19 protein-coding genes are annotated in these 25,681 nt (G+C 61.1%); 14 read left to right on the forward strand and 5 right to left on the reverse strand.

Features of this window, described 5'->3' with window-relative positions; translation table 11 throughout:
• Position 1: 1 nt before the first annotated feature.
• The 6 genes from lepB to BUE38_RS01975 all read left to right on the forward strand — a co-directional run bounded on the left by lepB (position 2) and on the right by BUE38_RS01975 (position 4,565).
• Positions 2-793, forward strand: coding sequence for a signal peptidase I (lepB, locus tag BUE38_RS01950; protein ID WP_073433327.1), 792 nt, complete (start codon positions 2-4; stop codon positions 791-793).
• A 101-nt stretch (positions 794-894) separates the two neighbouring features.
• Positions 895-1,584 (forward strand): ribonuclease III, encoded by a 690-nt coding sequence (gene rnc, locus BUE38_RS01955; RefSeq protein ID WP_073433328.1) that lies wholly within the window; start codon positions 895-897, stop codon positions 1,582-1,584.
• On the forward strand, positions 1,581-2,480 hold the full coding sequence (gene era / locus BUE38_RS01960) for a GTPase Era (RefSeq protein ID WP_073433329.1): 900 nt from the start codon (positions 1,581-1,583) through the stop codon (positions 2,478-2,480). The genes rnc and era overlap by 4 nt, the downstream gene beginning before the upstream one ends.
• Before the next feature lie 48 nt (positions 2,481-2,528).
• Positions 2,529-3,224, forward strand: a complete 696-nt coding sequence (gene recO / locus BUE38_RS01965; RefSeq protein ID WP_073433330.1) for a DNA repair protein RecO — start codon at positions 2,529-2,531, stop codon at positions 3,222-3,224.
• Between the two features lie 129 nt (positions 3,225-3,353).
• Positions 3,354-4,148, forward strand: a complete 795-nt coding sequence (gene pdxJ, locus BUE38_RS01970) for a pyridoxine 5'-phosphate synthase (RefSeq protein WP_073433331.1) — start codon at positions 3,354-3,356, stop codon at positions 4,146-4,148.
• 36 nt (positions 4,149-4,184) lie between these two features.
• Positions 4,185-4,565 carry a holo-ACP synthase gene (locus tag BUE38_RS01975; RefSeq protein ID WP_073433332.1) on the forward strand — a complete coding sequence of 127 codons (381 nt, stop codon included), beginning with the start codon at positions 4,185-4,187 and terminating at the stop codon, positions 4,563-4,565.
• Between the two features lie 12 nt (positions 4,566-4,577).
• Here the strand turns inward: BUE38_RS01975 and BUE38_RS01980 are convergent, their stop codons facing one another.
• Positions 4,578-7,340 carry an ATP-binding protein gene (locus tag BUE38_RS01980; protein WP_073433333.1) on the reverse strand — a complete coding sequence of 921 codons (2,763 nt, stop codon included), beginning with the start codon at positions 7,338-7,340 and terminating at the stop codon, positions 4,578-4,580.
• A gap of 114 nt (positions 7,341-7,454) precedes the next feature.
• Here BUE38_RS01980 and cysM point away from each other — a divergent pair, with 114 nt between their 5' ends.
• The 5 genes from cysM to ppc all read left to right on the forward strand — a co-directional run bounded on the left by cysM (position 7,455) and on the right by ppc (position 15,852).
• Complete coding sequence (cysM, locus tag BUE38_RS01985) at positions 7,455-8,351, forward strand: cysteine synthase CysM (protein ID WP_073433334.1); 897 nt, start codon at positions 7,455-7,457, stop codon at positions 8,349-8,351.
• A 1-nt stretch (position 8,352) separates the two neighbouring features.
• The gene (locus tag BUE38_RS01990) at positions 8,353-9,765 is read left to right on the forward strand and encodes a TRAM domain-containing protein (RefSeq protein WP_073433335.1); all 1,413 of its coding nucleotides are present in this window, start codon (positions 8,353-8,355) and stop codon (positions 9,763-9,765) included.
• A gap of 25 nt (positions 9,766-9,790) precedes the next feature.
• Positions 9,791-12,091, forward strand: coding sequence for a GTP diphosphokinase (gene relA, locus BUE38_RS01995; RefSeq protein WP_073433336.1), 2,301 nt, complete (start codon positions 9,791-9,793; stop codon positions 12,089-12,091).
• Positions 12,088-12,933, forward strand: coding sequence for a nucleoside triphosphate pyrophosphohydrolase (gene mazG / locus BUE38_RS02000; RefSeq protein ID WP_073433337.1), 846 nt, complete (start codon positions 12,088-12,090; stop codon positions 12,931-12,933). Before relA ends, mazG begins: the two co-directional genes overlap by 4 nt.
• A 270-nt stretch (positions 12,934-13,203) precedes the next feature.
• Positions 13,204-15,852 carry a phosphoenolpyruvate carboxylase gene (gene ppc, locus BUE38_RS02005; protein WP_073433338.1) on the forward strand — a complete coding sequence of 883 codons (2,649 nt, stop codon included), beginning with the start codon at positions 13,204-13,206 and terminating at the stop codon, positions 15,850-15,852.
• A 91-nt stretch (positions 15,853-15,943) separates the two neighbouring features.
• Here ppc and BUE38_RS02010 read toward each other — a convergent pair whose 3' ends face one another.
• The 3 genes from BUE38_RS02010 to BUE38_RS02020 form a co-directional block, all read right to left on the reverse strand.
• Positions 15,944-16,495, reverse strand: coding sequence for a hypothetical protein (locus BUE38_RS02010; protein WP_143166164.1), 552 nt, complete (start codon positions 16,493-16,495; stop codon positions 15,944-15,946).
• Positions 16,496-17,135: 640 nt separating this feature from the next.
• The gene (locus BUE38_RS02015) at positions 17,136-18,059 is read right to left on the reverse strand and encodes a ketopantoate reductase family protein (protein WP_073433340.1); all 924 of its coding nucleotides are present in this window, start codon (positions 18,057-18,059) and stop codon (positions 17,136-17,138) included.
• The gene (locus tag BUE38_RS02020; RefSeq protein WP_073433341.1) at positions 18,059-20,059 is read right to left on the reverse strand and encodes a DNA topoisomerase III; all 2,001 of its coding nucleotides are present in this window, start codon (positions 20,057-20,059) and stop codon (positions 18,059-18,061) included. The genes BUE38_RS02015 and BUE38_RS02020 overlap by 1 nt, the downstream gene beginning before the upstream one ends.
• 392 nt (positions 20,060-20,451) lie before the next feature.
• Between BUE38_RS02020 and BUE38_RS02025 the strand changes: the two genes are divergently transcribed.
• Positions 20,452-22,290, forward strand: a complete 1,839-nt coding sequence (locus tag BUE38_RS02025; RefSeq protein WP_073433342.1) for an SEC-C metal-binding domain-containing protein — start codon at positions 20,452-20,454, stop codon at positions 22,288-22,290.
• Between the two features lie 123 nt (positions 22,291-22,413).
• Here BUE38_RS02025 and BUE38_RS02030 read toward each other — a convergent pair whose 3' ends face one another.
• Complete coding sequence (locus tag BUE38_RS02030) at positions 22,414-23,799, reverse strand: AmpG family muropeptide MFS transporter (protein ID WP_073433343.1); 1,386 nt, start codon at positions 23,797-23,799, stop codon at positions 22,414-22,416.
• 318 nt (positions 23,800-24,117) lie between these two features.
• Between BUE38_RS02030 and rfaH the strand changes: the two genes are divergently transcribed.
• On the forward strand, positions 24,118-24,660 hold the full coding sequence (rfaH, locus tag BUE38_RS02035) for a transcription/translation regulatory transformer protein RfaH (RefSeq protein WP_073433344.1): 543 nt from the start codon (positions 24,118-24,120) through the stop codon (positions 24,658-24,660).
• A gap of 70 nt (positions 24,661-24,730) precedes the next feature.
• A complete protein-coding gene (locus BUE38_RS02040; protein ID WP_073433345.1) occupies positions 24,731-25,237 on the forward strand; it encodes an FKBP-type peptidyl-prolyl cis-trans isomerase in 507 nt (168 codons plus the stop codon).
• The last annotated feature ends 444 nt before the right edge of the window (positions 25,238-25,681 follow it).

The following is a 25,681-nucleotide window of genomic DNA, read 5'->3' on the forward strand; positions in this document are numbered from 1 at the left end:
CATGGATTTTTCCCTGATATTGGTGGTCGCGGTGGCGGTCACAGGGCTGGTTGCGTTGCTCGATCTGGTCTTCTGGCGGCCCCGTCGCAAGGCGACGGCCATGCAGGAGGCTCAAGCCGCGGGGGCTGACGCTTCATCGGCGGCTGTCCGCGACCCCTGGCCGGTGGATTATGCCCGGTCCTTCTTCCCGGTGCTGCTGGTGGTATTGGTGTTGCGCAGTTTCGTGGTCGAGCCTTTCCAGATTCCGTCCGGCTCCATGCGGCCGACGCTGGAGGTCGGGGATTTCATCCTGGTCAACAAGTTCAGCTATGGGCTGCGCCTGCCGGTTCTCGACACCAAGGTCGTGGAAGTAGGGGAGCCGGAGCGGGGAGATGTGATGGTGTTCCGTTTCCCCAAGGATCCGTCGGTCAACTTCATCAAGCGGGTGGTTGGTCTGCCGGGTGACCGTGTGGCCTACCTCGACAAGCAGTTGTACGTCAACGGCGAGCCGGTTACCAAGACGCTGGTCGATTCCTCCCCGGACAGTGCTCCGGGAGAAGAGAAATATGTCGAGCAGTTGGGCGATCATCAACACGATATCTACAATAGTCCACGAGAGCCTGGTGTCTTGAGGCATGAACGGGTGGTGCCCGAGGGCATGTATTTCGTCATGGGAGACAATCGTGATCACTCCGACGATAGTCGCTACTGGGGCTTCGTTCCGGAGGAGAATATCGTAGGCAAGGCATTTGCCGTGTGGATGCATTGGGATGGTGGCCTGCCGAGTTTCTCCAACGTGAGATTGATCCCCTGAGGGGAGCTTTCGCTTCGCACTCGGCCGCCGGTGATGGTCCTTCGGGACCTTCGCCGGCGTGTTGTCACCAGCCCCCACCATATTGAATCAGCAGGAGCGTCGTGAGTAATCCCCTGACCGCCTTCAGTCACCGCATCGGCCACGAATTCGAGGACTCTGAACTCCTTGAATTGGCGATGACGCATCGGAGCTTCGGTGGCCGCAATAATGAACGGCTCGAGTTTCTCGGAGACTCGATCGTCAATTTCGTGATCGCCGAGGCACTTTTTCAACGTTTCCCCGAAGCACGCGAAGGCCAGCTTTCGCGTCTGCGTGCTCGACTCGTCAAGGGTCAGACCCTGGCGGAGCTTGCCCGCGAGATGAGCGTGGGCGAATGCCTGCGCCTGGGCTCCGGTGAGATGAAGAGTGGCGGCCACCGCCGCGAGTCGATTCTCGCCGACGCGGTAGAAGCCGTGATCGGCGCGATCTACCTGGATGCGGGCATGGATGTGGTCCGCCAGCGAGTATTGACCTGGTTTGCCGAGCGTCTCGAGAACATCAATCTCAAGGAATCGCAGAAGGATCCCAAGACCCGCCTGCAGGAATTTCTTCAGTCACGCCAGTCACCCTTGCCACGCTACGAGGTGACGGCGGTGGAGGGCGAGGCCCACGCGCAGATATTCACCGTCGAGTGTCATATCGAGATGCTCGAGGAACATACAGTAGGTAACGGCTCCAGCCGTCGTCACGCGGAGCAGCAGGCCGCCGAGCGTGCTCTTGCACTACTCGACCCCAAGGGAGTCAGCGCATGACCCAGAGCTGTGGCTTTGTCGCCATCGTCGGCCGTCCCAATGTCGGCAAATCGACATTGATGAACCGTATCCTCGGCCAGAAGATTTCCATCACCTCGCGTCGTCCTCAGACGACCCGTCACCAGGTGATGGGCATCAAGACCGAGGATGACACTCAGTTCATCTATGTCGATACGCCAGGTATCCATATCATGGCGAAGGATCGCAACAAGGCGATCAACCGCTTCATGAACCAGGCTGCGGTTCAGGCCTTGCGCGACGTGGATTGCGTGGTGTTTCTCATTGACCGTACTCGCTGGTCGGAAGAGGATCAGGTCGTGCTGCAACGCCTCGAGCACGTCAAGGCTCCGGTGATTCTGGCCGTCAACAAGGTCGACCGCCTGACTGACAAGGCCAGCCTGCTGCCCTGGTTGGCCGAGGTTGGGGCGCGTCGTGAATTCGCTGCTGTAGTGCCTATCTCTGCCAAGCACGGTACCAATGTCCCGGAGCTGGAGGCGGAGATTGCTGGCCATCTGCCTGAGGGAATCCACTTCTTCCCGGAAGACCAGGTCACTGATCGCAGCCAGCGCTTCCTCGCATCCGAGCTGGTCCGGGAGAAGGTCATGAGGCAACTGGGTGATGAGCTGCCTTATCAGATGACCGTGGAAATCGAGGAATTCCGGGAAGATCCACGTGTCACTCACATCAGTGCCTTGATTCTGGTCGAACGTCAGGGCCAGAAGAAGATTCTGATCGGTGAGAACGGCGAGCGCATCAAGAGCATCGGCCGCGAGGCGCGTCTCGACATGGAGCGTGCCTTCGGCAGCAAGGTAATGCTCAACCTGTGGGTCAAGGTCAAGCGTGGCTGGTCCGATGACGAACGTGCACTGAAGAGTCTCGGCTACGACCTCGACTGACCTGCGCACGGCAGGCACTTTCTGAGCGATCATTGTCGAGTTTCTGCGATGCAGCCACAGCCCGCCTTTCTTCTGCACCGGCGTCCCTATCGCGAAACCAGTGCGCTGGTGGAACTGCTGACCCTGGACCATGGCCGGGTACGGGCCGTGGCTCAGGGCATGCAGCGTCCCGGCAGTCGTTCGCGTAGTCAGATGCAACCCTTCTCGCCGCTGCATATCACCTGGCAGGGCGAGCGGGAGCTCAAGCGCCTACGTCTGGTGGAGTCGCGCGGAACGGCTGCCATGCTGGTCGGCGAGGGTCTTCTGTGTGGTTTGTATGCCAATGAACTGCTGACTCGCCTGTTACCGGTGGAGTTTGCCGTGCCTGAGGTATTTGCCTTCTACACCTCGCTGCTTTCCGAGCTGATGCGCCCGGCGGAGCGTGCACCGGCCTTGCGGCGTCTGGAAGTGGCACTGCTCGATGCGCTGGATGCGGCTCCGCGTTTCTGTACTCCCGACGGTGATGCACTGGACCCTCAGGCTCGCTATCAATATGACACCTCCAGCCGTGCTTTTGTCGCGGCTTCTCAGGGCATCGATGGCCGTACGCTGCGTCTGCTGTCGCATGCCGACTGGAGTGAACCCGGTCTCGCAGGTGTCGCCAAGGCAGTGACTCGCGCCGCACTGGCACCACTGTTGGGCGATCGGCCACTGCGTTCGCGACAATTGATGCAGGCCATGGCCCAACGTCGTCGAGCGCAGTGATACCATGCGTTGATTCCCTGAACCTTCACCAGGTGAGTTGTTTACCGAACTCCACGAACCCGGCCGCTCCAATCCCTGACGGTGGCAGCGCCGGGCTCCTCGACTCTGCACAGTGCTACGGAGACCATGATGTATCCCCCTCGACTGCTACTCGGTGTCAACATCGATCATATCGCCACTCTGCGCCAGGCGCGGGGCACCCGCTATCCGGATCCAATCCAGGCGGCATTGCTCGCCGAGGAGGCCGGGGCAGATGGCATCACTGTGCATCTGCGTGAAGATCGCCGGCATATCCAGGAGCGAGATATCCGCTTGCTGGCCGAGGTGCTCAACACGCGCATGAACCTCGAAATGGCGGTGACCGAGCCGATGCTGGCGCTGGCCGAGGAAGTACGCCCGGCACATGTCTGCCTGGTACCGGAGAAGCGCGAGGAACTGACCACTGAAGGCGGACTGGATGTGGTTGGCCAGTTCGAGGCCGTGCGCAATGCCTGTCAGCGTCTGGCCGCGGCAGGCTGTGACGTATCGCTGTTCATCGACCCGGACCCGGACCAGATTGCCGCCGCACAACGTGCTGGTGCTCCGACCATCGAACTGCACACCGGTGCCTTTGCCGATGCCGAACCGTTGCAGTCAGCCACCGAGTATCAGCGCCTGGTGGCGGCGGCGGAGATGGCGGTGGAGCTCGGCCTGGTAGTCAATGCCGGTCATGGACTCCATTACCACAATGTTGAGGTCATCGCTGCCATCCCCGGCTTGCATGAGCTCAATATCGGCCATGCGATCATTGCTCGTGCGCTGTTTGTTGGCCTCAAGGAGGCGGTGGCCGAGATGAAGCGCTTGATGATTGCGGGTTACGAGGCTGGATTGGTCGCGGCGATTGATGGGATGGAGCACGACCACGACGATGACCACATTCATTGAGTTCTGCCCACCGTTGCACGCGGGGAGTCGCCTGCCATGATCCTCGGAATTGGTACCGACATCGCCCGTATCGAGCGGTTTGCTGCGGCCACCGAGCGTCATGGCGCGCGTTTTGCTGCTCGCATCCTCGGGCAGAATGAACGCCCTGCGCTGGACAGTGCCGCGCAGCCAGCGGCCTGGCTTGCCAAGCGCTTTGCTGCCAAGGAGGCCTTTCTCAAGGCGCTGGGCACCGGATTGCGCTACGGCATGAGCTGGGGGGAGATCGAAGTGGTCAATGATGACCTGGGTTGTCCTCGGCTGGTGTTGTCGGGAGTGGCTGCGCAGCTTGCCGCGGAGCGTGGCGTCATCCGTAGTCACCTTAGCCTCAGTGACGAGTCGGATGTGGCGGTCGCCTTTGTGGTGCTGGAAGGCGACTGAACGACCTGGCGGCTAGAGGCTATGCGGGGGAGTGGATGTACTGGCGTTGGCTTCCGGCGCTTCGGTTTCACTGCCATGCTGTTGCTGCCACTGCTGTAGTTGCTGCATGGCGGCAGTCAGGTCGGGCAGCATGGCCATGGTGTCCTGCATGCCTCTTGAGCGCAGACGGGTCTCGATGGTTTCCACCAGCAGCGCCAGGCGCGGAACGCCGCAGTAACGACAGGCGCCATTGAGCCCATGAATGGCGTCGAGCAGGGCCTCCTCGTCGTCTTGCTCGATGGCCGCGTCGATATCCTGTTGCGTGGCGTCCAGCGAGGCCGCGAGAGACGCGATCAACTGTTTCGCCAGCGCCTCGCGGCCTCCGGCCACTCGAGTCCCTAGCTGGAGGTCGACGATGGGGAGATCGTCTCCCTTGCCCGGAGACGGTGTGGTTGGCTGTGGCTGAGAGGTTGGCGAGGCTGGCTTGCCGGTATGCAGTGAGATACCCAGCCAGATCTGCAGCAGTTCATCAAGATGAGCAGGATCCAGCGGCTTGATCAGCACGTCGTCGATGCCTTTCTGCAGTAATTCGCGCCGCTGGGACTCGAGTACGTGGGCGGTCACGGCGATGATCGGACGCTCCCGCCAGCTGTCGCTGATACGGCGCAATGCCTGGGTCGCCTCGACGCCGTCAATACCCTTCATGCGGATATCCATCAGCACCATATCGAAGTCCTGCTGCTGGGCTAGGGCAATGGCTTCCTCGCCACTTGATGCCAGTGTCAATCGCCGTGAAGGTCCCTCGATCAGCTCCTTGAGCAACAGCCGGTTGGGCTCGCTGTCATCGACAATCAGTAGACTGACTTCAGGTTCCCCGCCTTCGATGGCGAGAGGTGGCGGCAATGGTTTGTCAGTCTGGGGCAACAGCAGGGCGGGGTGGTGGTCGGTGCCGAGCAATCCGCTCAACTGGCGCTCGACGGCCTGTGCCAGTACCTTGCGCGAAATCGGTTTGGCCAGAATCTCGATGTGCGGCGGCAGCGCCAGGCTGGCCTGGTCCGGAAGCCCGGCGTTGAGCATCAGCAGTGTCGGACAGGAGCGTGTTGCGAGGCGCTGTCTGAGGTGGGCCAATCGTTTGCCGGTGAGATCTCTGGCGCTGATGGCTTCCAGGCAGACGCTGGCATGGTCGGCTTCATCGACCACTGTCGCTTGCCACTGCGTTGCCAGATGCACCAGGGCACGGCGTGATGGGCCGTGGGGTTCTTCCACGTGAAAGCGGCAGTCGTGGAGTTCGAGCTCTGGCATGCGCTCCAGGTGGGGGTTGCCGGTCAGCGAAATGGTGAAGTGGAAGGTGGAGCCTTGTTCGGGGGTGCTGTCGACTCCGATGGAGCCGCCCATCTGTTCCACCAGTTGGCGCGAGATGGTCAGGCCCAGACCGGTACCGCCAAACTGGCGCGAGTGACTCGGTGTGGCCTGGCGGAAGGCCTGGGACAGTCTCCGCTGCTGGATGTCGGTCAGGCCAATGCCGGTATCGCTGACGCTCAGGCGCAGGGTGACGCAGTCGTTGTGGGACTCTTCGACCATCACTCGAACGATGACCTCGCCGTGGTCGGTGAACTTGATGGCGTTATTGACCAGGTTGGTCAGCACCTGGCGGATGCGTAGCGGGTCACCAGTCAACTGTGGCGGCACGTCGTCGTATACCAGGCTCAACAGTTGCAGGTCCTTCTGGTGAGCGAGCGGGGCCTGCAGGCCGAGCACCTCGTCGACCAGCGTCTGGATATCGACAGGCACATGCTCGAGGACCAGTCGGCCGGCCTCAAGCTTTGAGAAGTCGAGCACATCATTGACCAGCGACAGCAGGTTGTTGCAGGCGCGTTGCACCTGGTCCAGCCATTCCTGCTGTCGTTGATCCAGAGGGGAACGTCCAAGCAGTCGGCAGAAGCCGACGATGCCGTTGAGCGGCGTACGGATCTCGTGGCTCATGTTGGCCAGGAACTCCGATTTCACGCGATTGGCTTCCACTGCCTGGCGGTGCGAAATATCCAGCTCGATATTCTGCACCTCGATGGTTTCCATGGACTCCTGCAGTTCGCGGGTCGCGCTCTCGATCTGATGATTCAGATCCTCACGGGCCTCGGCCATATGGTCGGCCAGTGCATTGATCCTTGCCGCCAGCTCGGCCAGTTCCGCGGGCTTGTCCACGGGCATGTGTGGTGGCTGGCGACCCAGGGAGAGCTGGTCCAGTAGATGGCTCATATCATCCAGTGGTTGGGTAATGCGTCGCGATAACGAGAATGCCACCAGAAACAGCAACAGGCCGCAGACCAGCAGGATCAGAGCCGCTCGAGCCAGGTCGCTGTAATTGGCCAGCAGCAGCAGCGAGGCATCGACATCGAGAATCAGCCAGGCATCCTGAGTCTGTGCCAGGGGGACGACGACCACCCACTGGCGGTAGTGCTGCATCAGACGACGTTCACCGGAGGGGCTGACCGCCAGCGCTTCGCCGCGCAGCCGACCGAATTCGAGCACGGACTGATTGCCCCGCTGTAGACGCAGAGCACGAATCGACGGAGAGTCCATCAACTGGTTGGCCGCCTTCTGCAGGGCTGCGGCATCGTTCATGGCCAGCGCCTCGCCGAGCTGCGGTGCCAGCAGATCGACCGCATCGTTGATTCGCGCCTGCATGGCGGACTGTCGCAGCGAATTCTCGTGGTACAACGACAGAGAGGCCATCAGCGTAAGCAACAGCATCGGCAGGCCGAGGAGTGCCAGCATCAAGCGGGATTTAAGCGACATGTACTGCTGTCCGTCCAGTTGGAGTTCCCCTATGTCAGCTCATGGTGCCACGCCTGTCCAGTACCCATGGTCACCGATATAATGCAGAGCAGACCACTCAACAAGGTAGGTTGCATGGAATTTCTGACCCTCGAACAGGTGGTGGGCCAGACCCCGCTGGTTCGTTTGAAGCGTATCACCGCCGGTCGCAACAATGTTCTACTCGCCAAGCTGGAGGGCAACAACCCCGCCGGCTCGGTCAAGGATCGCCCTGCGCTGTCGATGTTCAGCGAAGCCGAGGCCCGGGGGGACATCGTGCCCGGCGATACGCTGATCGAGGCCACGTCCGGTAACACCGGTATCGCTCTGGCCATGGTCGCGGCGATGAAGGGCTATCGGATGGTCCTGATCATGCCGGAGAACGCCTCCGTCGAGCGCAAGCAGGCCATGGCCGCCTATGGCGCAGAGCTTATCGAAGTCAGCCGCGAAGGTGGCATGGAAGAAGCTCGCGATCTCGCTGATACCATGATCGCCAGGGGCGAGGGCAAGGCGCTTGACCAGTTTGCCAATCCCGATAACCCGCTGGGGCATTATCGCACCACCGGTCCGGAATTATGGCAGCAGACCGGCGGTACCATCACTCATTTCGTGAGTTCCATGGGCACCACCGGTACGATCATGGGCGTGTCGCGCTATCTCAAGGAGCAGCGCAGCGAGATTGAGGTGATAGGCCTGCAGCCGGAAGATGGTGCCAGTATTGCGGGTATTCGCCGTTGGCCAGAGGAATATCTGCCGAAGATCTTCGAGCCTGCTCGGGTCGATCGAGTGCTCGATATTGGGCAGCATGAAGCTGAGCACCATATGCGCCGGCTGGCGCGGGAGGAAGGGATCCTCGCGGGAGTCTCCTCCGGAGGGGCTCTGGCCGGAGCCCTGCGTATTGCCGAGCAGGTGGAGAATGCGGTGATCGTATTCATCGTCTGTGATCGTGGCGATCGTTATCTGTCGACTGGCCTTCTGGCCCCGGAGCTGTAGCGTGTCCACACTTGGCAAGCGGCGTCCGTCGAGAGCGGCGTCCGGTGGCTCGGGGTTGTCGCGCAAGGCATCTGGGGGACGTGAAGGCGTACCTCGGAGTGTCGAAAACGGTGTGGCCCCGGGACAGGTTGATATCGAGGGGCTGGCTCATGATGGGCGAGGTATTGCGCGCACTCATGACGGCAAGCGGGTATTCGTGGATGGCGCACTGCCCGGAGAGCGTGTTGCCATCGCCGTGCACCGATCACGCGGACGCTACGATGAAGCCCATGCCAGTGACGTGGTAGCGGCGTCGCCACTGCGTGTCACACCACCCTGTTCCCATGCTGGACGTTGCGGAGGCTGTGACCTCCAGCACATGGACGTCGACGCCCAGCGTCGACACAAGTCTGGTGTGCTGAGGGAACTGCTGCAGCGTCAGGGTATCGAGTTCAGTGGTGATGTCGAGGTGTTGGCAACCCGGAATCAGCACTATCGGCGTCGTGCGCGGCTGGGTGTGAGAGTCGATGCCGAGGGTAGAATTCACCTCGGTTTTCGGGCACGCAACAGCCAACGCCTGGTGGCGGTGGAGCATTGCACCATACTGGTGCCGGAACTGGCGGCACTGCTGCCGGCGCTTGGGCAACTGCTTGACGGTCTGGAAGCTCCCCGGCATGTCGGTCATATCGAGTTGCTGTACAGTGACCAAGGCCCGAGCCTGGTAATTCGCCAGCTGCGGCGTCATCACGCGGATCAGCAACGTTGGCAGCAATGGGCGCAGCAGCGACAACTACGTCTGGCGCAATGGGTTGGTCGCGAGCAGCCAACGCTGGAGTGGTTGTGGCCGCAGCTGGCGCCACAGTTGAGCGTCGCCGTTCCGGGGGCGCCGGATGACTTGACGCTGTTGCTCGAGCCTCAGGACTTCCTGCAGGCCAATGATGGTGTCAACCGCCTGATGGTGGTGACGGTTCTTGAGTGGCTGGGCCCGGGCGCCACCACCTTGCTCGACCTGTTCGCCGGGCTGGGCAATTTCAGTCTGCCACTGGCTCGTTCAGGCTACCGTGTCACCGCTGTGGAAGGGCAGGCGGACATGGTCAAGCGTCTGGCCATCAATGCCGGGCGTAATCAGCTGGAAGTCGACTCACGCCGGGCCAATCTGCACGACGATGGAGAGGTTGCGGCATTGTTCGCAGACCTGTCTACCGAGGTAGTGGTGCTGGATCCGCCCCGTGATGGTGCAGAAGCGGTGTGTCGAGCGTTGGCCGAACAGATGTCGGTGACGCGGGTGTTGTACATTGCCTGTGATCCGGCCACATTGGCACGCGATGCGGCATACTTGTTGCAGGGAGGCTTTGCCTTGAAGCGTGTCGCGATGGCGGACCTGTTCGTGCACACTTCTCACCTCGAATCCATGCTGCTGTTCGAACGCAAGTAACGGCTGTCCCAAGGAGTGACCCAAGATGGTAAAGGTGCGTGAAGACCAACCACTGACCGCGGAGGGACGCGTCGACATTGCTCAGTGGGTCACACGCCTGCAGGAAGACGTCAAACTGACACGTCCCGATGATCTGGTAGCCGCCTGTGAGCTGGCTCAGAATCTGGAAATTCAGTCGCTGGAGCTCGAGTCAGAGCGCCCACACCGCAGTTGGTTGGTGGATGGTTCCAGCTTCCGCATGGGGCTGGAAATGGCCGATATCCTGAGTGAACTGCGCCTTGATCAGGAGCCGATCGTCGCGGCGGTGCTGTATCGCGCGGTGAGAGAGGACATGCTGTCGCTGGAAACGGTCGCCAAACGCTTCGGCAAGGAAGTGGCGCGGTTGATCGAAGGAGTGCTGCAGATGGCTGCCATCAGCAACATTCAGACGATGTCCAACGGCCTGCAGCAGGACCAGCAGGACAATCTGCGCAAGATGCTGGTCAACATGATCGATGATGTCCGGGTGGCGCTGATCAAGATCGCCGAGCGCACCTGTGCCCTGCGCCAGGTACGTGACGCCCCTCGCGAGAAGCGACTGCGCGTAGCACGTGAGGTGTTCGACATCTATGCGCCGCTGGCGCATCGGCTCGGTATCGGTCATCTGAAGTGGGAACTCGAGGATCTGTCGTTCCGTTATCTGCACGAGGACGACTACAAGACCATCGCGCATCAGTTGGCCGAGAAGCGTCTCGATCGAGACCGCTACATCCATGATGTTGTCGAAACCCTCAAGTCGCTGATGGCGGCACAGGGTATCGAACGCTATCAGGTCGATGGTCGGGCAAAGCATATCTATTCGATCTGGCGCAAGATGAAGCGCAAGCGGATCGATTTCTCACAGGTCCACGACATTCGTGCTGTGCGTATTCTGGTGCCGACGGTCAGTGACTGCTACACCATGCTGGGCATCGTTCACTCGCGTTGGCACCACGTCCCCGATGAATTCGATGACTATATCGCCAACGCCAAGAAGAACGGCTATCAGTCGTTGCACACGGCGGTGATCGGCCCCGAGAACAAGATACTCGAGATCCAGATTCGGACCTTTGCCATGCACGAGGAGGCCGAGTTGGGGGTCTGCGCCCATTGGCGCTACAAGGGCCATGATACCAACGCCAGAAGTGCCAGCTACGAGGAGAAGATTGCCTGGTTGCGCCAGGTACTCGAGTGGCATGAGGAAGTCGGCGAGCTGGGAGATCTGCGTGAAGGTCTGTCCAGTGATGTCGCTCCGGATCGTATCTATGTCTTCACCCCGGATGGTCACGTGATTGACCTGCCGCGCGTGGCCACGCCCATCGACTTTGCCTATCGCGTACATACCGAGGTCGGTCATCGCTGCCGAGGTGCCAAGGTCAATGGGCGTATCGTGCCGTTGACCTATCGGCTCAAGACCGGCCAGCAGGTAGAGATTCTCACCGGTAGTCAGAGCGCGCCGAGTCGTGACTGGCTCAACCCGAGTCTCGGCTTTGTGCGCACGTCACGGGCGCGGGCCAAGATACAGTCCTGGTTCAAGCACCAGGCGCGGGATCGCAACCTTGACGAGGGTCGGGCCCTGTTCGAGCGCGAGATGAAGCGACTCGATGTCGAGGACATGGACCTTGATCAACTGGCCCGCAAGGTCAACTACACCAACGCCGAGGACATGTATGCGGCATTGGGGGCCGGTGATCTGCGCATTGGCCAGGTGTTGCACCAGGCTCAGCAGTTGTTCGGTGAGAATGATGATCAGGAACATCTTGAGCGGCTGTTGGCCAAGCCGCGTCGTTCGGGCTCACGAGACACCGATACCGGCATAACAGTGCTTGGGGTCGGCAATCTCAAGACCAGCATGGCCAACTGCTGCAACCCGGTGCCCGGGGAACCCATTGTCGGTTTCATTACCCAGGGGCGTGGTGTGACCGTGCATCGGCAGGACTGCTCCAACATCCTGCAGTTGCGCATGGATGAGCCTCAGCGGGTGATCGAGGTGGAGTGGGGAGAGCGGGCCAGCACTCGGTATCCGGTGGATGTGGAGATCCTCGCCTGGGATCGTTCCGGGTTGCTGCGTGATGTCACGACGCTGTTGGGACAGGACAAGGTCAATGTGCTGTCGATCAACACTCGTACCGACACTGATGATGGTATTGCTCGCCTGGCGATCACTCTCGAGGTGGATGGACTGGAAACGCTTGGGCGGCTGTTCTCGCGCATTCAGCAGTTGCCCAATATCATCGAGGTGAAGCGTTTGCGTAATGGCGCTCATGGCAAGCCTCGGGATGGCGCTGGAAAAGGACGCAAGGGATGAGTGCTCGATACACGCTGGATGACCTCCTGACGCTGATGGCCGTGCTGCGGGATCCGCAACAGGGTTGTCCGTGGGACGTCAGGCAGGACTGGGACAGTATCGTTCCCCACACCATCGAGGAAGCCTATGAAGTGGCGGATGCCATCGAGCGGCGGGCCTTTGATGAGCTCCCCGGGGAGCTTGGCGACCTGTTGTTTCAGGTGGTGTACTACAGCCAGTTCGGCGATGAGGAAGGCCGCTTTGACTTTCGGGATGTCGTTCATGTCTTGACCGAGAAGATGCTGCGCCGCCATCCTCATGTGTTCCCCGACGGTCATCTTGGCTCCCGGCGGCAGGGTATCAGTGCCGCCGAAGTCGAAACGCATCAGGTCAATTCGCGCTGGGAAAGCCTCAAGCAGAACGAGCGTGAATCACGGGTGGCGGAACCCGACACCCAGCCCTCGGTACTTGATGATATTCCTCGGACCCTGCCAGCCATGAGCCGTGCCATGAAACTGTCGAAACGTGCCGCACGGGTCGGCTTCGACTGGCCGGATACTGAAGGGGTGATGGCCAAGCTTGGCGAGGAACTCGATGAGATCCAGCAGGCACTGGATGCCGGTGACCGGGCTCATGCAGGCGAGGAACTGGGCGACCTGTTGTTCGCGGCGGTGAATCTGGCACGGCGCCTGGGGGTTGACCCGGAAGCCTGTCTGCGTGGTACCAATCAGCGCTTCGAGCAGCGTTTCCGCCACCTCGAATCAGCGCTGGGCAATGAGGGTGTGCGGCTTGAGGATGCCGAGTTGGAACGAATGGAGCGTCACTGGCAGGAGGCCAAGAAGGCCGAATCGATCAGTGACTGAGCACTGAATCAAGCACCAGTCAACATGTGCGGCCACCATGCAGGATAGTGTGGGGCAGGAGAGAGACGAACCGTGGAGAGCGTGAGGTCCCGGGGCAAGGCACCTGTGGCAGAGATCCTGTGGCAGAGATACCGATGCCCGGGCGAGATCGGTCTGCTGAATAAGGGACCTTGTTGACCTGGCTGGACCGGTTCACCTCACAACCTATCTACCCGACAAGACTATTTACCCGACAAGACTATTTACCGGACAAGACAAGGGAGCCTCCGAATGAGTCATGACCTTCACGAATCGCTGCGCGACAATGTGCGCATCCTGGGGGACAGCCTGGGACGTACCATTGCCGATGATCTGGGGCCAGGCTTTGTGGCGCGCATCGAGACGATTCGTGGCCTGGCCAAGCGGGGGCGCTCCGGTGAGCAGGCCGGGCAGCAGGAGCTTATCGACTACCTGCGGCGGCTGCCGGAAAAGGACCTGTTGCCGGTGACCCGTGCGTTCAACCAGTTTCTCAATCTGGCCAACATCGCCGAGCAGCACTATCGTGCGCGATTTCGCCGTGTAGAGGACTACAAGCCGGGAGTTCAACCGGTGCTGGGCGAACTGCTGGAGCGTGCTCGCAATGAAGGCCATTCACCTCGCAAGCTGGTCGAGACACTGGCCAACATGCGTGTGGAACTGGTACTGACCGCTCATCCCACCGAAGTCATTCGACGCACCCTGATCCAGAAGTACGATGCCATTGATGATTGCCTCACCGCGATCGAGTCTTCCAGCGAATACCCTGAGCGCGCGACACGGGCCAGAGGACGCCTCGAGGAGCTGATCAGCCAGGCCTGGCATACCGATGAGATTCGCCATGATCGACCTACTCCGGTTGATGAAGCCAAGTGGGGCTTTGCGGTCATCGAGAATTCACTGTGGCAAGCGGTACCCGATTTCCATCGTGACCTGGACAATCTGCTGCTCGATGCAGCCGGTGAGCGCCTGCCGCTGGATGCTGCTCCGATTCGTTATGCTTCGTGGATGGGCGGGGACCGTGATGGTAACCCCAATGTTACGGCCAAGGTGACCCGAGAAGTGCTGTTGCTGGGCCGCTGGATGGCTGCTGATCTGTACCTGCGTGATCTGGAGCAGCTCAAGACCGAGCTGTCGATGTGGAATACCAACAGCGCCATGCGGGCCGAGGTTGGTAATGTGGCGGAGCCCTATCGCGAACTGCTCAAGCGGCTGGTGGCCAGGGTCGAGGCCACACGGGACTGGGCCAAGGCGCAACTGGACGGTCGCAGCTTCGAAGGCGGTCCGATCATCGAGACCCGTGATCAGTTGTATGCGCCGCTGCTGGCCTGCTATCGCTCGCTTTGTGATGTCGGGCTGGACACCATCGCCAATGGCGTGTTGCTCGATACCCTGCGCCGAGTGGCGGTATTCGGCGTCACCTTGACCAAGCTGGACCTGCGTCAGGAAGCCGGTCGTCATGCCCAGGTGATGGAAGAGCTGACCCACGACCTGAATCTCGGCAACTACCGTGAATGGAGCGAGGAACAGCGTCAGGCGTTCCTGCTGAACGAACTGGAGTCGTCACGTCCACTGATCCCTCGGCGTTGGGAGTGCTCGGCGGAAACCCGCGAAACCCTTGATACCTTCCGCGTCGTCGCAGCGGAATATGGTGAGGCACTGGGAACCTACATCATTTCCATGGCCGGGCAGCCTTCGGATGTGCTCACCGTGGCGCTGTTGATGAAGGAAGTTGGCGGCCGCGTGGGGATGCCGATTGCACCTCTGTTCGAGACCCTCGATGACCTCAACCGAGCAGGGGATGTCATCGATCGTCTGTTGGCTCTGCCCGGTTATCGGCAACTGGCGGGGGACCGTCAGGAAGTGATGATCGGCTATTCGGACTCGGCCAAGGATGCAGGCCAGTTGGCTGCCGCCTGGGCGCAGTACCGAGCTCAGGAAGCGCTGGTGGATGTCTGCGAGCGCAATGGTGTCAATCTGACCTTGTTCCATGGTCGTGGTGGCACGGTGGGTCGTGGTGGTGGCCCGTCCCATGCGGCTATCCTGTCCCAGCCGCCGGGGTCGGTGAATGGTAGTCTGCGTGTCACTGAGCAGGGCGAGATGATTCGCTTCAAGTTCGGTCAACCGGACATTGCTCTGCGCTCCATGGAAATCTACACCTGTGCAGTGCTCGAGGCCTCGTTGTTGCCGCCGCCCAGGCCCAAACCTGAATGGCGCGAAGAAATGGACCGGTTGGCGGACACCGCGCACAAGGCCTACGTCGGTGTGGTGCGTCAGGATCCCGACTTTGTGCCCTATTTCCGCGCCGTCACGCCGGAAGGTGCATTGGGACGCTTGCCGCTGGGATCACGGCCGACCAAGCGTCGTCAGGACGGCGGGGTGGAAACCCTGCGGGCCATCCCGTGGATTTTTGCCTGGACACAGATCCGTCTGATGTTGCCGGCCTGGTTGGGTACCGGAGAAGCCTTCGCCAATCGTATCGAGGAGCCCGGTGGTCTGGATGTGATCCAGCAGATGCGCGACCAGTGGCCGTTCTTCGGCACCTATCTCGACATGCTCGAGATGCTGCTGGCCAAGGCAGATGTCGAGATTGCGGCCTACTACGAACACCGGCTGGTTGATGAGCCTAGTCTCGAGGCCCTGGGCGAACGCCTGCGCGAGCGTTTCCGCCGTCTGCACAAGGTGGTACTGGACGTGCTGGAACAGGATGAGTTGCTGGAGAAGACACCACTGATCCGTCAGGCCATCGAGGTGCGCAACCCTTACATTGACCCGTTGCATGGCCTCCAGGCCGAGCTGTTGCAGCGTAATCGCGATGCCGACGGTGCCATCAGTGCTGATCTTTCGCGGGCGCTGATGGTCACCATGGCCGGGATTGCTGCAGGGCTGCGCAATACAGGCTAGTATCGGTGCTGGTTGGACCGCAACGCCCGGCTGATCCGTGAGGATCGCCGGGCGTTGTCGTACTGGGCAGGCTGGTCAGAGAAGGGCTGAATCAGAAGGGCAGGTGCACCGATGCGGTGACCATGTTCAGGTGTTCGAGCAGCGGATGGTCGATCTCTTCCATTTCCAACTGGCCGATCCAGCCATCATCGGCCAGCCAGCGTGCCCCGAAGCCCTGGATTCGCGCCATGCCGCTGCTGGTTTCGATCTGCTGGCTGCCGGTGACCGGGTCGCTGCTCCACTGGGCGTAGCCGGTCTTGCCATAGAGGCCGAAAGCGCCGACACGCAGCCCGGCAATCAAGCTGCCGCCGAAACTGGTGACATCCTGAACGTGATTGCCGCCGACGCTGGTTGGCACATTATTGCTCTCCCGATAACGCAGTTCGGCACCAAGATCAAGGCCGTCACTGGGTACTGGAGTGAAGCCGGCGGTCAGTCGAAACCCCGACGTGTAGCCATCCGGCGTGTGCACCTCGTCACCCTGAAGCAACAGGCCATTATCGAGGCGCACTATTTCCTGGGAGAGAGTGGAGAATGAGGGAGCTGGACGCTGGGACGAAGGCTTGAAGTCAGTGGCCTGGTTCTCTGCGCGCTCGGTATCCATCGCGGGGCCTTGGGGAGGAGAGGAAGGCGATGTCGATTCCTCCGCCTCGGCTGGATCGCCAGTCTGGGAGGCGTCTGTACCCTGGGCGGAATTATCGGGGCTGGCCGTTGTTTCAGCGAGCGCTGTTTCAACAGGCAGGGCTTCAACAGATGTTGCCACAGACTCGGCCGCGGTTGCGGGGGTGGTGATCATTGCTGACGCGATGCTGAGTGTCAGCAGAAGAGAGCAGCCAAATGAACTTCGTATGAGTGATGGCGACAACATTCTGGCATCCTGAGGGTCTACACCCTGGCCGGTAGGCTGTGATGAAAGCGGACCCGGCGTCACATCCCTGGCGTTGACTGGCGTCGAACACTACGCAATGGACGGCACTGTTCATTCACTCAGTGAGCCCCATTCCATCAGTGACAGCGTGATCGACGGTGGTACAACGAACCACGTACGAACCTCTCCACAGCAGCTCTGTGAAATTGATTCGCATATTCCTCAACCAAATTAGCACCGTCCGCGGGACTATTCCAGCCTATCCTTCGCCCAGGATTTTCGGGAATAAAGGTTTTATGGAGCATAGGTTTCATGAAGTATGCGGTTCATGGGATACAGGCTTCATGAAATCACTGCAGCCTCTACCGCAAGGAACTCAGTCTGCGGCTCGCTGGTCCAGTTCCTGCCAGCGCTGATCCAGCTCGGGAGTGGCGATGTCGGCTGTTCGGGCTGCCTCGCGCAATGGCCCGAGGATGGCATCGTATTCGGTAGGCCGGCTGGCTTCGAGATCCTGCAGCATGGAGGCGCGGTTGGCGGCGGTCCGCTCGATAACCTGCCACACCAGGTCGTGCCATGGGCGTGACGTGGAGCTGGCGGGAGGCGGGATGTCCAGAGCCTGCATCAGGGCGTCAAGCTCGGCAAGCGTGGCCTCGACCCTTTCGCGCCAGGGGCTTTCGCGCAGCTGTCCATTGAGGATGCGGAAACGCGCGACCAGTGGGTTGATGGCAGCATTGACCACCAGCTTGTGCCACAGGCGCACCTCGATATCATCGACCGCCGTGGCTGCCAGCCCGGCCCCGCTCAGTTGTCGGGCAATCTCCTCAGCCAATTCGGCGTGACCCCCACCGAGGTGTCCGAGCACGGTCTGCCCGTGTCCGGCATGGACAACGTGATCGTTATCGACGACATAAGCACCTTCCGTAGTCGAGGCACAGAGCACTGGCCCCGTCCATCGTTCGGTCAGTGGGTGCTGGACGCGCAAGCCGTTCTGCCACAGGACCAGCGGAGTGTCTGCCGGCAGGTGGGGTGCCAGCGTCTCGAATGCTTCCAAGGTGGCCCAGGACTTGGTGGTCAGGTGCACCAGCTTGATATCCTGGACAGCGAGTTGCGGCTCGACGACAGTGGCGATGTCGACCCACCGCTGCTCGCCATCGGGTCTGGTCAGCCACTGCCTGTCCGGCAAGAGGCGACGGCCCAGCAGGCGGGCGGCGGGTTGGCGATCGGCGGAACCCTGTAGCGACAGCGCCAGTAGCCGCCCAATGGCGCCGGGACCCACAACCAGACTCAGAGCGTCATGCATCAGGATTCCTCCGTGGTCCGTCGCCGGCGGCGTGGTGCGCTGCTACTGGCGCCAGAGCGTGACTTGCGGCTGCCGGTACCACTCGAGGTTCTGGAGCTGTTGCCGGCCTTGCTGCTGCGCCGTGATGTGGTCGAGCGACGACGTTGGCGTGGAGTGGCATCGGGGATCGCCTGATGTTGGCGGGCCTCGCTCAGTGCCTGGGCCAACCGCTGTGAATCGGCGGCGGCCACCAACTGATGCAGGTCGTTGACCAGTGCATCGAGGAAGGGGGCGGGATTGTCCTGGTTGGCGATGGCCTCCAGTCGCTGTTCCCACAACGCGGTGCGTTCCGGCCGACCAACGGCGGGTGGCACTGATTGAATCAGCGCGACGCCCAGTTGGGTAGCACGCAGTGACTTGCCGTCACGTACCAGGTAGCAGCGTTCGATCAGTGTCTCGATGATGTTGGCGCGGGTGGCCTCGGTGCCCAGGCCGTCGGTGTCGCGCAGTGTACGACGTACCTCGCTGTCCTCGACATAGCGCGCGATATTCATCATCGCCTTGATCAGACTGGCATCGGTGAAGTGTTCCGGTGGCCGGGTCTGTTTTTCCTCGACCTCGGTGGCGAGCACTCGGCAGCTCTCCCCCTGGCGCAGACTGGGCAGTGGTGGTGTCTCTTCTCGGGTGGTGAACAACGGCTTCCAACCGGGAGCAATGATTTCCTGGCCCGAGGCACGGAAACGCTCGTCGAGAATGATGAACTCTGCCTTGACCTCGCAGGTTTCCAGCGGTGGGTAGAACTGTGCCAGGACGTTGCGGGTGATCAGGCGATAGACATCGGCTTCCTGACGCGTCAGGCGCGTCGGGTCGAAGGGCTTTCCGGTGGGCGACAGAGCATGGTGTGCGCCCACCCTGGTGTCATCCCATGCCCTAGAGCGCAGGCTCATGTCAGCATTGGCCAGCCAACTGCTCAGAACGTCATCCCGGGCGCAGGCACTGGCTAGTTGTTGCGGCATGCCCTTGAGGTGTTCCCGGGGCAGATAGCGACAGTCCGAACGCGGGTAGGTGATCAGCTGGTGGCGCTCGTAGAGGCGTTGGCAGATATCCAGCACTGCCTTGGCAGAGAGCCCGTGGCGTCGCGCTGCATCGACCTGCAGTGCGGACAGGGAATAGGGCAGAGGTGGGGGTTGGCGGCGCTGGCGTCGATCCAGGTTGGTCAGTTGTCCCTGGGCGCCCTGGAGGCGTTCCGTCAGAGTGTCGGCGGGTTGACGGTCGAGCAGTCGGCCACGCTCATCAAGGCGATGGCCCTCGCCCGGAACCCACCAGGCGCGTAGCTGTCCACTGGCCACCGCCAGCTGTGCCCAGAGCACGAAGAACGGATAAGGCGTGAAATCCCGGATTTCCTCGTCCCGTCGTACCACCAGGCCAAGCACGGGTGTCTGCACTCGGCCGATGGACAGCACGCCATCATGACCGGCCTGACGACCGATCAGCGTCCAGGCGCGGGTCAGGTTGATACCATACAGCCAATCGGCTCGTGCGCGGGTCTCTGCGGCCCGGTAGAGCGGAAGGTAGTGGGTGTTGTCCTCGATGCGGGACAGGGCCCGGACCACGGCTGGTCGGTTCAGGTCACTGATCAACAGACGCGCGATGGCCCCTTTCCAACCCAGATGCTCGATGACTTCCTGGACCAGCAACTGGCCTTCGCGATCCGGATCTCCGGCGTGCACCACGCTGGCGGCGCGTTTGATCAAGCCACGCAGTACACCAAGTTGAGAGCGTGCCTTGGGCCGCGGTGTCAGCTTCCATTGTTGCGGCACGATGGGGAGGTGATCACGTCGCCAGGTCTTGAAGGCGGCATCATAGGCATCCGGTGGCGCCTGTTCGAGCAGGTGGCCGACACACCAGCTGACAATGGTGTCTCCGGCCTCGATATAGCCGTCACGCCGCTGTGCAGATGCGGGCAAGGCCTCGGCGATGGCGCGAGCAAGGCTGGGTTTTTCCGCAATGATCAAACGCATGGGGACGCCCTATCCACGAAGAGTTATGTATATTCTTCCAGTATGTCAGCGGCGATGCCAGGTTTACCATTTTCGTTGTCGTGTACAAGTATCATATCGGTTTTTGTGGCACCCTTGATGACTCATGACGTGGCGGGTGATGAATGCCACCCTCTGGCCTTGACGCGCGCGGGTTTTTGGCTCCGACGGCCAGGATGCTGATGGTGAGGGGCGTGGACAGTGGCCATGTCGGTATCACCAGGACGATGAGAACACAGGAGTGCATTACAGCGTGTCCGGAATGCACGGAAGGACACAGGATCGGCTGGAAACTTCCACGTACGGGAACTGAACTGCCCTTGAGCGTGAAGGGCTGGTAGACTGTGTCGCTTTTTTTGAGTTTGGAGATGGCAATGCTGGCAGTATGGGTGGATCAACTGCTGGGCTTTGCCTCGGGCGCCCTCGCAGCCATTCGACAGGACGAACGTTATCCGACCTTGATGCGCTGGGCGAGGGAAGAAGGCCCGGGGCGAGTAGGTGGGGACAAGACACTGGCTCAGGCATTGGCGCCTGAGTTGTGGTCGCAGACGCCGCTGGAACGGCTCGGTTTTGCCTGTGAACAGTTGGCGCGTCCCGGCCGTAATGAGCCCTGCTGGTGTGACTCGGGGCGCAAGATGAAGCAGTGTTGTGGTGCCGTGAACTTGCCGGGGCACTTACCGCCACATCTGATGTGGATGCTGTCGTTGCGTGAATGGAAGGGCAGCACGCTGAAGGCGGCGCTGGCCAGTGGCCGCGCACCGGCGCAGGCATTGCTGGAGGCCGGGCTGATTGCCGCGGAGTCGGGGCAACGTGGACGTGCCCAACAGATTCTCGAGTCCTTGTTCGACAACTCCGACTGGGATCGGCTGCCGGAACAGGCTGAGCCGGCCTTCGAGATTCTCCTCGACCTCTTCCAGGAACGCGGCTTCTATCGCAAGCGCGAGGCTCTGCTCGATGAGGTGCTCGAACGCGGGCCCATGTTCCTGCGTGGCGTGGCACTTGAGCGCCTGTGCCTGATGCATCTGGACAACGACGATCTCGATAGCGCTCGCTCAGCTTTCGTGCGTGCCCAGCAGGCACTGCCGGATTCTCCGACCCTGGCCTATGTCGAGGCCATGTTGCTGCTGCATGAGGGCAACGAAGAAGAGGCCGTCGAGCGTTCAAGGTTCTGGCTGCGCCGCCTGACCCGGAGGGGCGACCTGGATCCTGATCAGCTGCAGTTCCTCGCCGACCTCGCTGATAACCCCGGTGCCACCCTGGCCGATCAGTTGCTCAGCGCCGAGGAAGATCTTGGTGATGCACTGGTCGGGCTTCAGACCCTGTTGGCCGAGCTGACGCCACCACCGCCCATCAAGGTAAAGCAACAGGATGGTGAGCTGGTCTATCGGTCTACGGCGCGCGAGGACACCTTCTTTGCAGAGTTCCAGGAGGGGTTCGAGATCGAGATCGACCCAGATGCAACAATGGGCTTCCTCGGTGACCCCTGGGTCAATGCCGGGCAGTGGCTGCCGGCGCTGTGCTCCAATCCGGAACAGCTGGATTCACCAGCGGTGCTGCAATCCGTGGCTCTGGCGCTGACCAGCCGCTTCGGCAGCCTGCCGTGGATGGCTCCGAGCCTGTTGGAGCCTCTGGCGGAACGTCTGGAGCGTTGGTTGATCCAGGTGCGCCAGGCCGGCGATGGTCCGTTGTCATGGGATCGGGCCGACAATGTTCAGCTACTGCGTGCCGGACTTGCGCTGGTGGTGGGGATGGAGCGTGGTTCACGTCAGCATTCCCGTGAACTGGCCGAGTTGCTGCTGTCGCTGGACAGCGGCGATAGCCTGGGACTGCGCGAGCTGGTGCTGGATCAGTTGCTCCGCGAAGGACGCAATGATGAAGCCCTGGAGATGAGTCAACAGGCTCTGGCCAGTGCAACGGGCGATGAGGAAACGCCTTTGCTGGGCATGTACATGGGGCAGGTACTGGCGCTGTATCGGCTCGGCAAGCTGGACGAGGCTGCGAGTGCGCTGGAACGGGCGCGGCGTCACAACGGCCATGCCATCATGCTGTTGTGTGCCGATAACCCACGACCTGCCAGTGTCGCGCCCAATACCGGCGCGGAGGTGGATCCCGGCACCCGTGCCGAGGCGTGGCAGTATCGCACCTTGATGCGTGATCAGTGGCGCAATACGCCGGGAGCGCTCGACTGGCTCAGTAGTGCTTCCCGCAACTGATGCTGTGAAGCGCCGTGCACTCCCTCCCACTCCCTCCGACATGCTGTCATGTCGGGGGAGGTCGGGGAGCGTGTGATTCAGGCAACAATCCAGTGAGGCAGGGTGACCCACTGGATTATCGGGTTAAGTATTCGGCTGCTCTGCGTTGTCCGCGTTCAGCGAGGGTGTCAGGTGGCGTCGCCAGACCTGGATGGCCATGAGGATCGCCGGGATACCCATCAGCGAGGCGATCACGAAGAAGGTGGTATAGCCGTAGTCGGTGACCACGATACCCCCGAAGCCGGACAGGAACTTGCCGGGCAATGTCATCAGTGACGAGAAGATGGCGTACTGGGTAGCGGTATAGCCACGCGATGTCAGGCTCGACAGGAAGGCGATGAATACCGCGCTGGAAAGCCCGTTGCTGAGATTATCGCCGGTAATCGTCGCCACCAGCATGCTGATGTTGTCGCCACTGTTGGCCAGCACTGCGAAGACCAGATTGGTGGCGGCGGTCATGATGGCGCCCAACACCAGGATGCGACCGATACCGTAACGTGCCACCAGCAGCCCGCCCAGCAGTCCCCCCAGCAGACTCATGATCACTCCGAACACCTTGGTGACATCGGCGATGGTCTTGAGTTCGAACCCCAGGTCGATGTAGAGCGGATAAGCCATCGATGCCATGGCCAGATCACTGATCCGGTACAGGGCAATGAAGGCCAACAGGTAGAAGCCGAAGCGGCCATAGCGTTGCCACAGATCGACAAAGGGACTCCTGAACAGTACCAGCCAGGCACCGAGCCGCTTGGCGGTGCGGCCGCGGTGGCGATGGGTGCGCAGGTACTGGCGCAGTTGGGCGTCACTGCGGAAGGTCGCCGAACGAGCGCGACGTATCGGCTCGGGGCGAAGCAGCACGGTCAGCATACCGATGCCCACCAGTATGGCCATGGTCAGGTAGGACAGGTGCCAGGACCAGTCCTGGGCGAGGTGCAGGGCTCCGGCGCCAGCGATGATCAGGCCGCCGCGATAGCCGATGATATAGGTGGAGGCCATGGCCGCCTGAAGGTCTTCGCTGGCCGACTCGATGCGGAAGGCATCGATGGCGATGTCCTGGGTAGCCGAACCGAAGGCGACCAGCAATGCAAACCCGGCGACCAGCCAGAGTTGATTGACCTCCGAGCCTGCGGCGATGCTCGACATGCCGAGCAGCCCGATCATCATCAGCGCCTGGCCACTCAGCATCCAACTGCGGCGTTGCCCCAGCCAACGGGTCAACAGTGGAATGGCCACGCCATCCACCACCGGGGCCCAGATGACCTTGACCGAATAGATCAGGCCGATCCATGAAAAGAAGCCGATGGCGGCGACCTCAACGCCACTTGAGCGTAGCCAGGTGGTCAGAGTCGAGAAAACCAGCAGAAAAGGGAGACCGGCAGAGAAGCCCAGAAACAGCATGGTAATGACGGGAGCCTTGAGGTAGATCGCCAGGCTATCGCGCCAGCTACGCTGTCTTGAGGTTTCGGTCATGTAGGAGCCTCCTGGGCTGTTCATGCAGGATAATCAGCAGAATCAACAAGGCCGCAGTTGCTGATTCCGAGATGTTAGAATGTAGGCATAACGAGCGGCGCTCGACGGTCAGAGGCCGGCTTCGAAAGTCGCCACCGGATATCGAGTCGTTACGACTCGCGTCGGGGCCCTGATGGCCTTGTCCGGGCGCCGATCACGGAATTGTTACAGAGCCGCGTTGCTGATACCACCGGTTCGGGGTCACACCGGACACGCCTGGCATTTTTCAGACAGGGCCTGGCGATGGTACCAGCTTGCGGCATGAATGATGGGAGAAGCATGAGTCACACCGATCCAGCCACTGACACGCCAGACGACGATAGACCGCGTTGGTATGTCATTCAGTGCAAGGGTGGCGAATCGTTCCGTGCGGCAGAGCATCTGGCCAATCAGAATTATGAGCTGTTCCACCCGGTGCTGGAAGTTCAGAAGAAACGCCGTGGCCGCCTCGAGTGGGTGCAGGAGCCGCTGTTTCCCCATTACCTGTTTCTGCGTCTCGACCGCGTGGCCAGCAACTGGCGTCCGATTCGTTCGACGCGCGGTGTGTTGCGCATCGTGACGTTCGGTACCGCAATGCCGGTGCCGATCAGCGACGAACTGGTCGAAGTATTGCGTCAGCACGGCGTCACACGTAGCGAGAATCCACGCCAGTTGTACTTCCGTCAGGGAGAGTCGGTGGACATCACCGAGGGACCCTTCAAGGATCTACAGGCCGTTTTCGAGAGTCACAAGGGCGAGGAGCGAGCGATCGTGCTGCTTAACCTGCTGCATCGCCAGCAGCGTCTGGAAATGCCGGTCTCGCAGCTCAAGCGTCATGACTGATGGATGGATTGCCGGGGGATTCGACAGCCCTCGGTGAGCAAGCACTACTGGATATCCCCTGGAGTTGAAGATGAACATAACCTCACAGCACGTCGCGACACTGCATTTTGTGCTGACCAACACGGATGACGAGGCGCTGGATGACTCGCGGCAGCGTGCCGAGCCGTTGGAATATCTCCACGGTCACGACAACCTGTTGCCGGGCCTTGAACGCGCCCTGGAAGGTCGGCAGCCGGGTGAACAGTTGAGTGTGACTCTGGTGGCAGCGGATGCCTATGGCGAGCGTGACGAGGCGTTGGTGCGCCAGGTGGGGCGACAGTCCTTCCCGGTGCCTGACCTGGAGCCGGGCATGTGTTTCCAGACGCCGGGTGAGGCCGGACCTCAGATCGTCACTGTGGTCGCAGTGGATGCGGATAGCGTGACCATCGATACCAATCATCCGTTGGCCGGCCAGACGCTTACCTGGCAGTTGGAAGTACTGGATGTCCGCCCGGCGACGCGTGCCGAGCTGGCCAAGGGCCATCCATTGCCACCGGGTGTCGAGGCATCCGCCGTCGAGGATCGCAAGGTACTCTAGGTGTGGTGATCCGTCGCCCTCATCCGATGAAAGATAGCGCCACAACAGCACACTTGATGTAGATCAGTATTGCGTGATCGCAACAGCGTTAGGATGGCTGCATCGACATCGCGGGAATGCCACCATGTCATGCGGCCGGTTTTCATGGGCCCGGTGCAGCTCTCTCCCGATGACCTTGTCAGGTCGGTTGGAACGCCAGTTTCGCGATAGTCATCATCGCAGGCGTTGAGCCGTCGTCCTTCGTCAGGGGAGGGGGACTCATAACCCCCTTTTTTCAACCGACCCTCTTTGGGTCGGTTTTTTTTCGTACCCGGTTTTTCTGTACCTGCCAGACCTCGGCTCTTGCCATAGGATGACGACACCAGCTCCGAGAGCGGACGGAGGGAGATATGTATGGAGAGAGTGGTAGGCTGTTACAGGTGTAGCGCGGAGGGCGCCAGCGAG

This window comes from Halomonas cupida, assembly GCF_900142755.1.
GTDB lineage: Bacteria > Pseudomonadota > Gammaproteobacteria > Pseudomonadales > Halomonadaceae > Halomonas > Halomonas cupida.